The sequence below is a fragment of the Pseudenhygromyxa sp. WMMC2535 genome (assembly GCF_011083025.2).
This window is the reverse complement of record NZ_JABJWV010000001.1, coordinates 4,682,132-4,697,906: the sequence shown is the minus strand read 5'-3', so window position 1 is coordinate 4,697,906 and position 15,775 is coordinate 4,682,132. Positions and strand designations below refer to the sequence as shown.

General features: G+C 64.8%; 9 protein-coding genes and 1 tRNA gene. 5 read left to right on the top strand and 5 right to left on the bottom strand.

Features of this window, described 5'->3' with window-relative positions; translation table 11 throughout:
- Positions 1 to 2: 2 nt before the first annotated feature.
- A complete protein-coding gene (locus G6O69_RS18395) occupies positions 3 to 2,438 on the bottom strand; it encodes a serine/threonine-protein kinase (protein ID WP_176396940.1) in 2,436 nt (811 codons plus the stop codon).
- 224 nt (positions 2,439 to 2,662) lie between these two features.
- Between G6O69_RS18395 and G6O69_RS18390 the strand changes: the two genes are divergently transcribed.
- Positions 2,663 to 3,025, top strand: a complete 363-nt coding sequence (locus G6O69_RS18390; RefSeq protein ID WP_172304805.1) for a hypothetical protein — start codon at positions 2,663 to 2,665, stop codon at positions 3,023 to 3,025.
- A gap of 110 nt (positions 3,026 to 3,135) precedes the next feature.
- Here the strand turns inward: G6O69_RS18390 and G6O69_RS18385 are convergent, their stop codons facing one another.
- Entirely contained in the window at positions 3,136 to 5,892 is a 2,757-nt protein-coding gene (locus tag G6O69_RS18385; protein WP_217909862.1) for a CHAT domain-containing protein, read from the bottom strand.
- A gap of 506 nt (positions 5,893 to 6,398) precedes the next feature.
- Between G6O69_RS18385 and G6O69_RS18380 the strand changes: the two genes are divergently transcribed.
- Positions 6,399 to 8,843 carry a CHAT domain-containing protein gene (locus G6O69_RS18380; protein WP_176396939.1) on the top strand — a complete coding sequence of 815 codons (2,445 nt, stop codon included), beginning with the start codon at positions 6,399 to 6,401 and terminating at the stop codon, positions 8,841 to 8,843.
- 338 nt (positions 8,844 to 9,181) lie between these two features.
- Here G6O69_RS18380 and G6O69_RS18375 read toward each other — a convergent pair whose 3' ends face one another.
- Positions 9,182 to 9,832, bottom strand: coding sequence for an RNA polymerase sigma factor (locus tag G6O69_RS18375; RefSeq protein WP_172304802.1), 651 nt, complete (start codon positions 9,830 to 9,832; stop codon positions 9,182 to 9,184).
- Positions 9,833 to 9,936: 104 nt separating this feature from the next.
- On the opposite strand from G6O69_RS18375, the gene G6O69_RS18370 reads away from it, so the two are divergent.
- The gene (locus G6O69_RS18370) at positions 9,937 to 11,694 is read left to right on the top strand and encodes a caspase family protein (protein ID WP_172304801.1); all 1,758 of its coding nucleotides are present in this window, start codon (positions 9,937 to 9,939) and stop codon (positions 11,692 to 11,694) included.
- 545 nt (positions 11,695 to 12,239) lie between these two features.
- On the opposite strand, the gene G6O69_RS18365 is transcribed toward G6O69_RS18370, so the two are convergent.
- Entirely contained in the window at positions 12,240 to 12,509 is a 270-nt protein-coding gene (locus G6O69_RS18365) for an addiction module protein (RefSeq protein ID WP_172304800.1), read from the bottom strand.
- A 228-nt stretch (positions 12,510 to 12,737) separates the two neighbouring features.
- Between G6O69_RS18365 and istA the strand changes: the two genes are divergently transcribed.
- Complete coding sequence (gene istA / locus G6O69_RS18360; RefSeq protein ID WP_172304799.1) at positions 12,738 to 14,183, top strand: IS21 family transposase; 1,446 nt, start codon at positions 12,738 to 12,740, stop codon at positions 14,181 to 14,183.
- Positions 14,180 to 14,938 carry an IS21-like element helper ATPase IstB gene (gene istB, locus G6O69_RS18355; protein WP_172301660.1) on the top strand — a complete coding sequence of 253 codons (759 nt, stop codon included), beginning with the start codon at positions 14,180 to 14,182 and terminating at the stop codon, positions 14,936 to 14,938. Before istA ends, istB begins: the two co-directional genes overlap by 4 nt.
- A gap of 758 nt (positions 14,939 to 15,696) precedes the next feature.
- Here istB and G6O69_RS18350 read toward each other — a convergent pair.
- Positions 15,697 to 15,769 (bottom strand) — tRNA-Gly (locus tag G6O69_RS18350).
- Positions 15,770 to 15,775 lie beyond the last annotated feature (6 nt).

Sequence of the window (15,775 nt, the reverse complement as noted above, 5' to 3'; positions counted from 1 at the left end):
GTCTAGTTCGTACCATGGTTAGCCTCAAGCAGGGGCTCGATTTCGGTGAGAGCAGCCTCGGCGTCCGCTGGCAGAGTTGACGACCATTCGCTAATCTGGCGGACCTCTGCCCGTGCCTCGTCGATGCGACCGAGGTTGTAGAGGGCCTGTGCGATCGCTACCGCGACCCGGCCAGTGTTCTCGCTTTCGGGGAAGCGCGTCATCCATAGGGTCAAGCTCTCCCGAAGGGCCGATACCCCGGACTCATCGCCGGCGCTAGCGATCACCTGCCCAGCAACAGTCAGGGCCTCGGCGCGGGTCCGGGTCTCCAGCGCTGGTTGCGCATGAACATTTTTGAGTAGCTCGCGGGCAAGGGCGAACTGCTCGGGTGTCGCTTCGCCGTCGAACTCGACGTAGAGCCAGGTGGTTGTGGCCGCGACCTGCGTGTCGAGCTCGGGGGCGCGGAGCAACGGCGTGAGTCGCTCGAGGGCACGCTCGGTCTCGCCGGTCGCATACGCCAGCAGGCCTTCGTTGAGTTGGACCGACCGGCGCGCGCGCTGGGCGAGGGGGTGCTCGGTCGCAAGCATCGTGGAGATAGTGTGGTGCGCGCGTGCGTAGTTCTCGCGTGCGCCATCGAAGTCCCCGAGCAGGTGGGCGGCGGCGCCGATGCTCTCGTATAGCTTCGCAACACGCAGGGGATGATCCTCGGTCGCGCCGAGCGCGACCAGAGCCTGTCCGAAGCGCTCGATCGCTCGGGGCAACTGCCCCGATTTGAGCTCCGCAAAGCCCTCGGCTTCGAGGAGGTCCGCACGCCGTATCGACTCGCTTGGCTCGTCGAGGCCGTCGAGGCGCCCTTGGACGAACCCAAGCGAGGGCCAGGCCGCGTCGATGAGCTCGAGCTCGAGCGCGAGCAGCCTGGCCAAGCTCGTGTGCGCGTTAATCGCCAAGGAGTCGTCAGCACATGCGCTCGCGTGGATCAGCGCAGCCTGGAGCTCGGGCCGCGCGAGCTCGGCCTGTCCGGCCTGCATCAGTGAAAGACCGAGACGAAGGCGAGCGAAACCCTGCTCGCGCGAGTACTCACCCTGGCTGGTGCAGCCTCGCCCGACGTGGCCGGCGAGCTCAAGGGCGTATCGGGCTAGCGACTGGGCGAAGGCGTGATCGAGCACGAGCGATGCGTTCTCGGATTCTTCAAGGAGCTGTTGGACACCAGCGTCGAGCGGAGCCGGAGCCTCCATGCGTGCGCACAACTCGGCGTAGGCGACGAGGGGTTCGAGCAAGCGCATGGCCTGGGGAAATTTCTCGGACTCGAGAGCCTCAAGAGCCTCGAGCTGCGCAGTCGTGCGCAAGCGCCAGCGTTCAAGGCAGCGCTCTCGCCCTGCGAGGAGTTCGGGATTTGGGACTCGCTCGCGCTGCTCGCAGAGTGCGCGCCAAGACTGGTGACGTAGCTCAACGTTTGCAGCAAGCCGCGCGATGACGTGCTCGGCAAGCTCAGCAGCATAGTCGAAGTCGTAGCTCTCGAGGTGTGCGCGGAGCTTTGTCGCGCGCGCGTCAGTCCAGACCTTGTCGATGTGCGCGGCCTCGCTGCATTCGGGTGGTCGAGAACCGTAGGTGTAGCCTAGCGCGCCGATCAGCACGGCGAGACCCGCGGCCACACCAAGCGTCGGCAGTCGTCGCTTTCGACGTTGCACTCGCTCGATGCGCTCGAGTAGCATCGCCAAGCTCGGGTGGCGATCCTCGGGCCTTGGGCTCAGACCGATGATCAGCTGGCGGTAGAGCCAGCGGGGCATGCCCGGGGGGCGTGCGGGACCCGGTCGATCGGCCAAGGGTCGAGCGCCGATGCAGGCCTCCCAGAGCGCGACGCAAAAGGCGTACTGATCGCTCTGTGTCGTCACGCAAGCGCGTTGGTGCTGCTCAGGCGCCATGTACTCGGGCGTCCCGAGCACGCCTCCGCCGATCTGTGTGTCGAACTCGGGGCTCCAGGCGAGGCCGAAGTCGGCGACGTAGACTCGCGGTGGCGTCTCCCCCTCGAGTAGTACGTTATCGGGCTTGAAGTCGCGATGAACGACCGAGCGCTCGTGGGCCGCGATCAGCCCGCGACCGGCCTCAAGGTAGACAGGCAGGATCTCGATCAGAGGTCGCCCCACCTGCCATTCGCGCAACGTCGGGCCGTGAATGTACTGCATGGCGAGGAACAGATCTCCGTTGCGGGAGCGGCCAATGTCGTAGACGACCAAGATGTTGCGGTCTTGAATGCTGGCCAAGGTCTGGGCCTCGTGGATCAGGCGGTGTTCGATCTGCTCAGCTTGCAGTGCTCGGCGACGCAAGACCTTGAGTGCGACTTGACGATCGAGGCGTAGGTCATGGCCGCGATAGACGATGCCCATTCCGCCCACGCCGATGATCTCGTAGACCAAGAAGCGGCCGTCGTGGTCGAGGGCGATGGGCTCGAACTCGGCCACTAGGTCAAGCCTGTCGCGTAGTTGCGCGAGCTGCAGCTCCGCGACGATGTCACGTGCGAGTGGTCCAAGGACTCCACGCTCGTCGACCACATTCATCGCTTCACACGGTCCCAGGCCCCGCTCCGCGCGCGCGCACGAAGTCCGTGAATTGTTGAGTCGAGCGCTCGCCGTAGGCACACACGCGAGCGCCCAACAACTCGTGGCCTCTCCGAGATGAGTTCGACATGACAAGTCCAGCTCTCATCAAGGTGCTCGTGGCGTTGATCGCCACGAGCGGTGTACTGCAAATCTCCTTGGATGACAACATTCTTGGGGACTACGAGGAGGTCGAATTCGTCGATGACGACCTGCCGGTTCGAATGGAGGTCGATGACTTCGTTGACGGCCGGGGCCTCTGGATCATGACCGCGCTCCAAATCAACGAGGACACTCAAGTCGTCGAGACGTGGCCGCGGTTTGTAGACGGCAGCTACTTCGTGTTCGACAAGGTCACTACGATCCAGACGTACACGCTGAGGCTTGAAGCCGACAACAGCTCGGAGTCCACGGTCAAGCTGATCAAGATCGTGCTGCACCCGAAGCCCTGAGCGCACCGAGACAATCGTTGCTCCGTCCGGAGGCAGCTTCGCCTGCCTCCGGGCCTTTGTGTTCATGTCGCTGTCAGTGCTGGGCATCGGCTTGCGTGGACGGTGAAGCGTCAGAGGTAGACAAGCAGCGGGCATTTGAGCAGACGCTCCGCGCCCGTCAGGGGATCGTCGTCGTCCGCGACCTCGCGCGAATGTGACTGCCAGCTCCGACTCGATTCGACCATCGCGTTCTGGATCTCGTACAGGCTGCGGACGATGTCGAAGGGTTTGTCCGAGCAGGCGGCGATCCCTCGGAGCAATTGACCGACGACCTCAGCCATGAGCGCGTCGGCCACGGGCCAGAGGCTGACAGCGAGGGCACCGGCGCCGGCCGCGATGAACGAGCGAATGAAGCCCGAGACCTCGCCTGAGGCCGTGTCACCGCCGAGTCCGCTGACGCAGGCCCCAAGCACGGCCCACTTGTTGCGTCGCATTCGCAAGCTCGTGGCGAGGTCGTACTGCGTCAGAAACTCGTCGTTCGCTAGCTTGAGTACTATCTCGACCCCACCAGCGTTGGTCGACACTGAGACACCATGACCCGCGAACACAAACAGCTCGGCCTGGGTTGCGAGCAAGCGATGAAGCCCGATTTGGTCGCCGTCACCACAGTATTGGAAGTGATCGGCTTGAAGCCGCACTGGCTTGAAACCCGCGAGGTGGAACGATTCTCGCGGCCACTCGACGTTTTCGAGTTCGCCAGGGTAGACGCCTACTTGCTCGGGCGCGAGCGCACACAAATCGCCACGAGGGTCGCGGGGCTGAGTCCGAAGCAGGTAGCGCCAGTGTGTCACGAGGGCCGTCGCGCTGACCGAGAACGAGAGCTCGATTCGGGTGCACAGCGGCGCTACCTGCTCGGCGTCGGGGGTCGCAACGTGCAGCGGTAGGCTGAACATCCCCGGCGCAGGGATCAGGACGAGTGGGTGCCGTGGGGCCTGAGCCTCGACGTGGACCCAGATCGGCGCGATAAACAACCGCCACAGCGCGGCTGCGTAGGTCGGACTGGGGCAGGGGGGGGACGGCGCGTTGAGTAGGGCTCGGATGGCGTCGGTGTCGAACTCGACGAGGACGAGGCGACCGCGCTGTGCGAGGAGGGCGTTGATGTGACGTGGATGACCGTCGACCCAGCCTGTGGGGAAGTAGCGGACCACGCTCAGCCCGGGCTGGATCGCGGTCAGGCACCGCAGCGCGCTGGAGAACTCCGCGTCGTGGGCGATGAAGGTCACGGGCCGCTGCAGCGCGACGGTCTCGAAGTCCTGACGCGCTTGGTTAACCGCGATGTAGGCTGCGGAGTCGGGCCCACTGCGGACGAGCGAGCTACGGGTCTCGTCTGTCCGCTTAGCGTTTTGGGCTTGGCCTTCGATGGGCGGGAGTTGATCGGGTTGTGCACCGGAGCGACTCACGTCGACCAGAGTGTCGAGCAGATCGCGCGCCATGACTTCTTCGACGCGCGCGAGGAGTTCCTCGAGGGCCTCGACGTCACTTATGTCGAGGCAGGCGCGATCCCGCGCCCGGTCGAGTTCGGCGAGGTAGACGGGATTGATGACCTGGGCGACGCGAGCGCGATAGGTTGCGACCTTGACGACGCGTCGGATGCTCGCGGCTGCGGCCAATTCGCTAACGTGTAGCTCCTGTGTTGAGGTTCGGTCGGCCTCGGGCAGCGCCGGCTGGATCGACCGCAGCGCGGCGACAGTGTAGCGGTACAGGTCGACGTCGAAGCCGCTCTCCTCACCGCGCTCCCTCCGACGGGTCTCCAACTCCGCGAGGATATCGCGCAGGCGTTCGGCCGTGGCTAGCGAGGGTGACAGCCGGGCGAGAGACTGGGCGGCGATCCAGCGCCCACGTCGCCAGCTCCAGCAATTATGGAGGACCTCAAACCAGCGCTGGGCCCGGGCCTCGGCGTCGTCGCCGATCGTGTCAGCGTGACGCAGGTAGAGGGCGGCGCGGTGGCGCAGTGCTTGCGCGAGGCAGTACTCGTCGCCGAGCCCGTATGCAAGCGTGGCGCTGGCTCGCGCCAGCTTCAGCGCGCGATCGAGATCCCCCTTCCAGTTGCGTGCAGAGTTTGGCTCCCAGACGATCGAGGTTTTGTGATAGATGTTAGCCAGACCGCGAAGGAATTCGCCCCTGCGCCTCGACTCGTCGTCGTCTTGGAGCCCCAGCGTTGCGCGCAAGACCTGACGGGGTGCGGGCAGCTGGTCTTGTGCCATCGTGTCGTCGAGATGCTCGCCAAGCTGCTCGTAGCGCAGCGCGAGACCGCGTTCCTTGGCCTCGGTCTCGACTGCAGCGAGTAGCGCTGTGAACTTCCGGGCCTCGTTGACCAGGTTGCGATGTTCCCCGGCTTGCTCGCGCTCATCGAAGTTCGCGCGGAGCCAGTTGCTACGCATATCTGGCAGGCAGCGCCACGGCTCGGCGGCTTGGGCGGTGTCGCAGGCGAGCTCGAACGCAAGCCGGGCCGACACCATGTCGCCGCAGCGAAATTGAATTCGCCCGCTCGCGTCGTGCCAGCGCGCGAGCACGTAGGCTTCGAAGCCGCCGACACTCGTGACCTCGCGCAGCGCGTTGGCGTGGCCCTGCGAGTCGGTGACCGCCTCGAGACTACGAAACAGCTCATGCTCCCTGTCCCACTGGACAATCCGGCACCAGTAGGCACCCACGATCACGGCGAGATCACGCGCGCCGGCTGAAAACGCGGCGTTGGCTTCGAGTAGGCCGATAAAGGGGTAGCGGCGCAGGACCGAGTCGAAGTCCTGGTCGAAGCGCGCGATGAGTTCGCGCGGCGCGAGCTTCGCCAAGCGGATGAGATCATGGATCGTGAACGGGTCCTCGAACATGTATGAGTCCGGCGAGGCGGCTAGTCGAACGTTGGGAAGAAACGTTTCACGTGGCGTGCTGAACACGAATATCCTATAACCGATCTGATTTTTGTGAAACGAACATCGGCGCAGTGCGACAACCGGACCGGCAATTCAAATCGATGAACCCCCTCCACAACACCGCCCTGAGCCTTACCGATCGCGCGCAGCGTCGACTCATCGAGATCGCGGACGAGCTCTGGCCGCTAGCGATCCTCCCCCTCGGTCACATGATCCCCGAGCATCGTCAGGCCGATCTCGACACCCTGCTGTGCTCGGCTCGTGCGGTCGTCGTCGAACTCGGCGCCGACGCAGACGCCGTCCTCGACAACCCTTTCACGCTGCGTGAGCTGCTCCCAAAAGATACTTCGGAGCAGGAGGAATGCCTGTTCGAAATGCTACTCGCGCGGATTTTCGAGGCCGCGTGGTTGATCTGCCGCTGGCTTACCCCCAAAGCCGAGACACTCCACGATCTTCGCGCGCAGATGGCGCTGTCAGGGGGAGCCGTTCGCCACTTTGCCGACGCCGCGGAGTTCGAGCGGGCTGAGCAGCTCCTAGTGTTGTTCGTCGAGTGTGTACCGAGCGTGGGCCTCGACACCCGCCAGAGCGAGGCCTCTATCCGGGAACACTTCGAAGACACCGACGGCACGTTCGACTACGAGCTCGCTCTGAGCATGCACGTGGTGGTGCTCAGTGACTACTGCAACAACGCGATCGAGTTCGGCGAGCCGGAGCGTGTCGCGGCTTGGCTCCCCTACTTCGATCCGCTTGAGTACGCCGACGAAGTCATGCTGCGGCGCGTGCAAGGCTGGCGCTACGCGATAATGCGAACACGCTTGGCGCTGGCCGAGGGCGACGGCCAGCAGGCACGCGCGTGGGCTGAGCGCGGCCGCGTCTTGGCTGTCGACGAGGTCAGCGATGAGGCCACCCGGCTGATGTTCGACGAAGTTCAAGCCGCGCTGTTCTCAAGCGAGTCACTACCTCTGGCGATGTCTGCGAACACCCACCTCGACGCGATGATGGTGGCTCTACACGAAGAAGTGCAGGCGATCGAGGCTGGGGCGGTCCCGCTCAGTTCGCAGTTGTTGACGCGCACCATCGAGGCCATTCGCGCCTTCATACGCGAAGAACCTCGAGCCGTAGGTGAGCCCCAGATCCAGTTCATGCTAGCGTGGTTCGAGTTTCAACAAGCCGACTGTCCGCCCCACCTCCTGCCCGAGTTGCGCGAGCTCGCTCGCGATTTCGACGCCGAGCACCTCGTGAATCTCGTCGTCCTCGACGGGGCCGACGCGAGCGGGCCGACGCGGGTCGAGGCTATGCGTGATGCGCTCACGCAGGATCCCTTCGATGCGCGCCCCGTGCACAAGGCCATCGCTAGTTCGAGCCCCGTCGACCTCCTCGAACTGTGGCCGGACTATCTCGGCTACCTCGAGCGCAAGCTGGCCGCGCTCGAGTCCGAGTGGTCATCGAGCACTCCCGAGCACGTCGCTACTGAAGCGGGGTTCGAGATTCCGAACCTCGAAGAAACGCTCATGATCCTCGTTGGTGCCGACGCGCCAGGTTTCGCCGCCTATGACGAGCGCCGCGACGCGCTAATCCATCGCCTGTTCAACCTGCTGTGTTCGCCACGGCTGCGCCGAGAGGTCGTGTGGAAGCAGGGCCTCGACGGCCGCCCCCCTTGGCTGCTCGAGCTCACTCGCAAGCTGTCCCGCAAGCTCGCGCATAGGGACTACGACGAACTCGGGAGGCTCCGGCGTGAGCTCGACGCCCGCGCCTACGGCATCCGTCGTGACGCACCCGCGCTCCCTGCTGTAACCCCGTCGCGGAGGATCCCGGAGCTGCTGCTCGCCACCTGCGGGCCGTTTTCAGGCTCCGAAGACGTCTACACCATCGCGTTTTGGTCGCACGCCGGTCAGCTGTCCGAGCCCGAGACACCCCAATTCCCCTGCGATCTACCCGAGCGGACCGACGTCCTGCTGCACGATCTGCAGCCGACTCGAGCACGCCGCGGACGCCTGCGTGAAGTTGCTGACGACGACGACTGGGACGAAGCCAACGATTCGAGCGACTCATTCGACGCCCTCGTCACCTCTGGTGACATCAGCGCGACCTCACTGCGCGGCGACACGCTCTACTCCAGTCGCTTCGGCGACGTGTTCCGTGGCGAACTCCCCGAGATCTTCGGCGTCCGCGCCAGTGGCTTCGCCCAGCGTGTCCCCTTTGCGGCCATCGTCGTCGACGAGCGCTGGCTCGGCGAGCGCAGCCTCCCGATCCTGCTCTCGGGAATCGGCGATCCCGACCATCAACTGCGTCCCCTCTCGGACCCTGCCCGCAGCCTCATCCTCGCGTTGTCCAGCTACCGCGGCGCTCTGCCCGACCTCCCAGGTACGACGATCGAAGCGACGCGGATCCGTCGCGCACTCGGCCCGTCGTTGGTCGGAGACCTGATCGGCGCTCGGGCGACGCCAGCCGCTTTCGTCGAGGCCCTCAAGCAACGGCCCGAGATCGTCCACATCGCCGTCCACGGTGTCGCCGATGAGGGCCACCCCGAGCGCTCCTACCTCGTCCTCGCGGGCGAGGGCGATCAGGTTACGGCTGTGCTCGGCTTCGACGAGATCACGACCCTCGATCTGTCCAAGACCCGCCTGGTCGTGCTCAGCGCGTGCTCGACCATGGTCGGACCACGGCGCCGCTCGGAGGGGATCATGGCCCTGTCCTGGGCGTTCAAGTCAGCCGGCGTCGACATGGTCATCGCCGCCCGCTGGCCTGTCGTCGACATGGCCGCGCCCGACTATTGGGCATCCTTCTACGCCGCGCTCGCTCGATGCAAGGACGTGCCCATGGCAATGCTGACCGCTCAGCGCGAATCGATCGGATCGCGGACCAATTGGGACCCTTCAATTTGGGCGTGCTATCAACTAATTGCCTAGCCCGAGAGTGTAATATTGTTCATCTCAACTCACCAAACGAACTCTGTGGACCAGAACGAAAACTACCCATTGCAGCACACATCGAATTTTGGACAATGATCCATATGCACACATCAACAATTCACGTCCCCTACGGTGATGGCTCCCCGTGCTCGAGTACGCGCGTCGTACTGGGCTTCAGCGGCGGCATGACTAAGCCGGCGTACACAGACAACCGTGGCTATGCCACGGTCACCCACGCCTCGACGGGCCAGGCCACGGTTTTACGTGTCGGGGCGCAGCTACCACTCGTTCCCCGCTCCGGGGGAGACCTCGGTGACAGTCCGTTGACCGCTGGCTCAGTCTGGCTCGTGTTCCTCGCCCCGCTCACGCGTGAGGCGGTCGAGAGTGTAGAACAGCTCCTCGAGCTTGAGCTCGAGATCTGCGTTTTCGTCATCGCTGCTCTTGAGGATGTCGAGAAAATTTTCTGGTAGTTTCCCTTTGAGCTTGCGCTTGATCTTTGGCCCCAGGCCTCGAATCGTACTTGCGGGACTCCCGATGACTTGCGCGACTTCGGCAAAGGTCATCTGGTGGGCGTAATACAGCTCGAGCACTTTGAGCTCTTCCTCTCGCAGAACAGTCAGGGCTCGGGACAAGTCCCTCATTCCAAGGGCAACCTTCTGGCTGGGAGTCGACGGGTCGGGGCAGAAGAGTTCCACAGGATCGATGTATTGCTCCCGCCACCCTCGCCGACGCTTTCGTGCGACGTTGTGAGCCACGCCAAACAAGTAGACTCGCGTCGGGGCGAAGTTGGGCGAGCTGGCCGACGACTCCAAGAATCCGCACAGGGTCTCCTGGGTGCGATCGTCGGCTTCCCAGGGCGGGAAGCGACGCAGCATGAACCGACGGATCTCGGCTCGCAGTGTTCGGTTGAACTCCTTGTCGGCCTTGGGATCGCGCTTGAGCCAACGGCGCAGGAGTTCGGTGTCGGGGTGTTCCTCTGGGGGCATTTGAAGTCTCCAAGGTGCACGTCTCCGCAGTGCTCCAAAATGTTGACCGATCGACGAAAAAATCTCCTCCTAGCGACCGATATTGACCTAGATAAGAGGACACGATGACCACAGCTCCCAAACGGATCGCCCTCCTCATCGGTTGCGCGACAGACGCTCTCACGGTTGACCTTGATCTTCACCGCATGTCCGTGTGCCTGCACCAACACGGTTTTCGAGTCGAGCCGCTGTGCCAAGGGCCAGCCGCGACCCGTGAGGGGGTCCTTGGCCGCCTCGACACCCTCCTCGCCACCGCCGACGAAGGCTGCGCCTACGTCATCTACTACACGGGCCACGCGCGCCTGTGTCAATTCGAGGGCGAGCTCCTCGCTGGCGTCGCAGGTGAGCGGCTGTGGCCCTACCTCGTCACCGTACCGACGCGCGACGATGGATCCTTCGAGGGGATACTGTCCGAGGAATTGTCAGAGCGGGTCCGCGCGCTTGCCGAGGTGACCGTCAACGTCACGACGGTGCTCGACTGCTGCCACGCAGAGGTCATGGTCCGTCGCCCGCCGGACACGTTCCCCGCGCCGGTGAACCTTGAGCGGCTCGTCGAGACGCTCAAACGCTTGCGGGACGAGCGAACCTTGGCCACCGAGCACCCCAACGTGGTCCAACTCGCCTCAAGTCCACGCGCCGCTCGGTCGGCGCAATCGACGCGCGAGGGCAGCCTGTTCACGCAGCTGCTGACGGATCGCTTGAACCAACCCCGCGCTGACCGGCGCCCCTGGGCACGACATCTCGCGGCGATCCACGAGCATATGGGCGGTCGGAGCCCGGTGCTCCATGGACCCCGAGGCCGTCTGCCGTTCTCCACCGAGAGCGTCGAGATTGTTGGTGACGTTGCCTACGCGGGTGACGTCTGGCTTCGCGGAGGTAGCCTGCAGGGCCTCGAATTAAAGACTCTCGTCGAATTTCGAGGACAAGACGAGGACGAGCCCCCGGTCGTTGCTCGGGTCGACCGCGTGGAGGGCCTGCGAGCGCGCGTCGTGTTCGAGACCGAAGCACGCCCACAGCTTGGCGCCTTCGCTCTGGTGAAGTCGGTTGCGACCAAGCTCGGCGTCGACCTCCGCGGACGTTCGCCTCTCGCCGAGCGTGCGCGCGATCGGCTACGTACGGCTTGCCGCGTCGAGCTCTCGACACAATCCCCCCTCGTGCTTTCGATCGACGACGTGATCACGCTCGAGCACGGCGGGATTCCGATTCGTCACCCACGGCAACTTGGAGCCCTCGACGCCGCTCTCGCAGATGTCGAGGCGCTCGCTCGCGCCGAGGCCTTCGTCGCCGCGCTCGCTCCCGAGCACGAAGGTCTGATCCCCGACGCGCCCTACGCCTTCGACTGGGCCATCGAGCTACTCCTCGGTGACGAGCGTCGAGTCTTGAGTCCGAACGATGTGATTCACCATGGTGATCGCTTCTGCGTCCGATTCACAAATCGATCCCGAGGCAACTCCTCGCTGCTACACTTCTCGCTGCTCGATCATGGCGTCGCCGGCAAGCTCGGCCTGGTGACGACCTACTCGCGCGGTGGTCTGAGCGTGGCACCGAGGACGTCCGCGTACTTCTTCACCGGAGAGCCTCTCGCGCGCAAGCCAAAGCGCTTCGAGTGGCCGTCGGAGGTCCCGGAGGACCACTCCGGAGAGTGTGAGCTGATCGTCGTCGTTAGCACGGGGCCGACGGACCTCACCCCCATGACTGCTCGACAGCTTGGTGATCAGCTGGACAGTCTTCGTGGTCCGCGAGTCGACATGCGGGTTGAGTGGGGCTTTGCTCGGCTCCCGCTTCGACTCGCTCCCTCTACTCGGCCCCCAGCGGGTGTCTGAGCCCTGTCCCGTCGAGGAGCTACATGTGCAAGGAGTCGAGTTGGCTGCGTAAACCCACGTCCAATTCTGGGGAAAGTCTACGCCCAGGTTGCGAGTGCCACGGTCTTGTCTGTCCTCAGCTCACCGGTTAGCAGGCCCAAGCCGGGATCGACCCGTGCTAGAGCGGCGACCAGTTTGAATTCGGTGAGCTACGCCGCATTTGCCAGCTTCGGGCACTCCAGCTCATGCTGGATGACCTGCAGACTTGAAGGACGGGCTCACCGCTCGCGCCAGTAGTCGGGGTGACGCTTGTCATGCTTGACAGCCAGCACGACAACGACATCGGCTTCGATCGTAAACAGCAGCGAGTACGGGAACTTCTGAAGCACAACCCGACGAACACCCGGATCGAGCTCGGCCCAACGCTCGAGAGCTTCCTCGATGAGACCTCGAGCGTGCTTGTACGCGTTTACAATCGCCGAGCGACTCCTTTGGAGCGCTCGGCATACCAGCGTGTGGCCTCTCGAAGCCTTCCCGAGCCTCTGCGGTCAGAACGACGCGCATGCTCAACCGGCGCGCCGGTTCGCTGATGTGCCTTCGATCAGCTCCTCTAGCTCCTGCTCGACCTCACCGGTCGAGACCAGCGTCGCACGTCCACCGCGGACCGCCTCGAGCCGGCGTTTGGCCTCCGCCAACCATGCCGCATCGAGCTCCGCTTCTGATCGACCGTCACCGATGCTGTCAGCCAAGACAGCAGCGAGTTCAGCGCGTTCGTCCTCCGGGAGTTCCATCGCGGCGTCCAGGACACTTTGTGTTGCGGGGTTCAAGACGGCCATAGGATAGCTCGGATCCTCCTGTCGAGATCGAGTCGACCTCGCCTTGCGCCAGCAGCTGTCCACGCTCTGCCACCGTGGGAAACGACCTCGTGATCGACGACAATAACTTTTGCCGGTCGACGACAACTAAACCTGCCGGTCCGAGCCAGCCAGAACGCGCGTGGGACGCTGGGGAGCAGGAGCCCCCACGTGGTCACGGACGAGCAAGTACGGCTGCTACGGAGCAAGATGAACCAAGGCAAGACACAGCAGGCCGCAGCAGCGGCGGCGGGAATGAGCGTGAGGTCGGCGCGGAAGTGGCAGAGCGGGCCACTGCCCTCGCAGACCAAGGAGCCGCGGCACTGGCGGACGCGCAAGGATCCCTTCGAGGGGGTGTGGGAGGAGAAGATCGTCCCGCTGCTCGAGCGGGACAAGGAGGGCGAGCTCGAAGCCAAGACGCTGCTGAAGCAGCTGATCGAGGAGAAGCCCGAGCGCTTCAACCAGGGCCAGCTGCGGACGATGCAGCGGCGGGTCCGGGACTGGAGAGCGCTGCACGGACCAGACAAGGAGGTCTACTTCCAACAAGAGCACCCGCCCGGCGAGGAAGCGGCGCTGGACTTCACCAACTGCAACGAGCTGCAGGTGACGATCGCGGGCGAGCCCTTCCGCCACCTGCTCTTCGAGCTGGTCCTGGTCGCGAGCGCGTGGACCTGGGCCTGCGTGGCGCTGTCGGAGAGCTACGAGGCGCTGGTCGAGGGGCTCCAGCGGGCACTGTGGGCCCTGGGCGGGGTGCCGCGGAAGCTGACCCTCGACAACATGTCGGCGGCGACGCACGAGCTGAAGAAGGCGCGGGGCCGGAGCCTCAACAAGCGCTTCGCGGATGCGTGCACGCATCTGGGCATCGAGACGGTCCGGCGCATCAACGTGGGCAAGTCGCACGAAAACGGCGCGGTCGAGGTCCGGCATCGGCGAACCAAAAAGCTGCTGAAGCAGGCGCTGATCTTGCGGGGCAGCCGGGACTTCGCCAGCGTCGAGGATTACGAGCGCTTCGTCCAGCAGACCCTCGAGCGCGAGCACAACCAGCACGTCACGGCGAAGCTCGAGCTCGAGAGCCCCTTGCTGAGGCCGCTGCCGATCAAGCCGGTGCCGACCTACACGACCGAGACGCCGAAGGTCCGGCGCTGGAGCACGATCAAGGTGCGGGGGCGGATCTACTCGGTGCCTTCGCAGCTGATCGGCCACCAGGTCGAGGTCCGGCTGCACGCCAACGAGGTCGAGCTGCGCTACGGCGGTGAGGTGGTCGAGACCTTCCCGCGGCTGCGAGGCGAAGGCGCGCACCGCATCGACTACCGCCACGTGATCGCCTCCTTGGTGCGCAAGCCCGGGGCCTTCCCCAACTACTGCTTCCGCGAGGAGCTGTACCCCTCGCTGATCTTCCGCCGGGCCTACGACGCGCTCGAGCGCGCTCGACCCGGGCGCGGCCACGTCGACTACGTGAGGATCTTGCACCTCGCGGCGATGACGATGGAGTCGACGGTCGAGGCCGAACTCGCGCAGCTGCTCGAGGCCGGCGCGCCCTTCGACTACGCGACGGTCAAGCAGCGGGTCCAGCCCACGGAGTCCGAGGTCCCGCAGCTCGAGGTCGGCGAGCCCGATCTGAGCGTCTACGACGAGCTGCTCGGAGGTGCGGCGTGAACCCTCGACCCCCCGCCCACGCCGAGCAGATCACCACGCTGCTGCGCAGCTTCAAGCTGACGACCGCGGCCGAGGAGCTGGTCCCGCGCCTGGTCACCGACGGCCACGAGCCAGCGCTGGCGACGATCGCCGAGGTCCTGGACCTCGAGGCCGAGGCCCGCCACGCTCGCCGAGTCGCTCGCCTGCGCCGGGCCTCGAAGCTCAGCGTCGGCAAGACCTTCGAGACCCTCGACGACAAGCGGCTGCCGCGACCGGTGGTCCGCAAGCTCCGCGAGCTGCAAGCCGGCGACTTCCTCGACGAGGCGATCAATGTGCTGGCCTTCGGCCTGCCCGGCGTCGGCAAGAGCCACGCCCTCGCGGCCCTCGGCCACGCCCTCGTCGAGCAGGGCCGCTCGGTGCTGTGGACGCCGACCTACTCGCTGATCCAGGAGCTGCTCGCGGCCAAGCGAGATCTGGAGCTGCCCCGGAAGCTGCGTCGGCTCGACAACTTCGAGCTCGTGATCCTCGACGACATCGGCTACGTCAAGCAGTCGGCCGAGGAGGCCGAGGTCCTCTTCACCCTGCTGGCCGAGCGCTACGAGCGACGCTCGACGGCGCTGACGAGCAACCTGGTCTTCAGCGAGTGGGACCGGATCTTCAACAACAAGATGGCGACCTCGGCCGCGATCGACCGGCTCGTGCACCACTCGGTGATCCTGGAATTCAACGTGTCCAGCTACCGGACCGAGAAGGCCAAGGGGCGCAAGAAGGGCTGACGCCCGACGACAACTACACCGGGCTGCGACAACTGCCCGAACGACAACTACCCCGCGCGCGAGGTCGCCGTGCACGGGGACGCGCAAGTCTCGCACCGGCAGGAATAATCGTCGCCAATCGGAAAAAATAATTGACGCTGATCAACCTCGACCCGGATCTCGTCAGACCTGGTCGACCTTCCTCGCCAACCACTGTCATGAGCTGTTGGCGATCGACTTCGCCGTCGTGCCCCCTCACCTTCGAGGTCCGCTGCGTGTTCTTCGTCATGAGCGGCGGAATTCGTGGGGCTAGTGTGCGCGCCAGCCTCGGCCTCGAGCAGCAAGAAGTGTTATCCCTCGCCGCAGCCAATTGCCCCATCGGAGTTCGAATAGGGCGAGTCACGATACCGGTAGCACACCACCTCCCCGTTCACCTCCTCTCCGTAGTCGCACCACATCTTGGTCGGCGGCCGTGCAGCTCGCACTCATACCGATCGAGCAACACACGTGGTCGGCCCACAGCGGCGCGTCGGGTCCGGTCCACTTACAAAATCGAGAGAGCCTGGTGCCCTCACCATCGGTGAGCGGCGCGCCGATCTCATCGAGGTAGGCGTCGTCACAGACATGACCACGCGCGACGCCCATCTCTCCAGCCACTGGCCCCTCGGCCGGGCGCACTCCAGCCCGTCCCGTGACCGCCCTGCGGCGCCATGGCGGCATCGCCCGGCCCGAACAATTGAAAACGGCGTCCCAGGGTACCTGAGACGCCGAATTCAGAGAGCGGGAGACGGGGTTCGAACCCGCGACATTCAGCTTGGGAAGCTGACACTCTACCAACTGAGTTACTCCCGCGCGGCG

What these genes read in the sequence shown, in the direction of transcription:
- G6O69_RS18390 (WP_172304805.1), top strand. Translation starts at nt 2,663, where the DNA reads ATGACAAGTCCAGCTCTCATCAAGGTGCTCGTGGCGTTGATCGCCACG.
- G6O69_RS18385 (WP_217909862.1), bottom strand. Translation starts at nt 5,892, where the DNA reads ATGTTCGAGGACCCGTTCACGATCCATGATCTCATCCGCTTGGCGAAG.
- G6O69_RS18380 (WP_176396939.1), top strand. Translation starts at nt 6,399, where the DNA reads ATGGCGCTGTCAGGGGGAGCCGTTCGCCACTTTGCCGACGCCGCGGAG.
- G6O69_RS18375 (WP_172304802.1), bottom strand. Translation starts at nt 9,832, where the DNA reads ATGCCCCCAGAGGAACACCCCGACACCGAACTCCTGCGCCGTTGGCTC.
- G6O69_RS18370 (WP_172304801.1), top strand. Translation starts at nt 9,937, where the DNA reads ATGACCACAGCTCCCAAACGGATCGCCCTCCTCATCGGTTGCGCGACA.
- G6O69_RS18365 (WP_172304800.1), bottom strand. Translation starts at nt 12,509, where the DNA reads ATGGCCGTCTTGAACCCCGCAACACAAAGTGTCCTGGACGCCGCGATG.
- istA (WP_172304799.1), top strand. Translation starts at nt 12,738, where the DNA reads ATGAACCAAGGCAAGACACAGCAGGCCGCAGCAGCGGCGGCGGGAATG.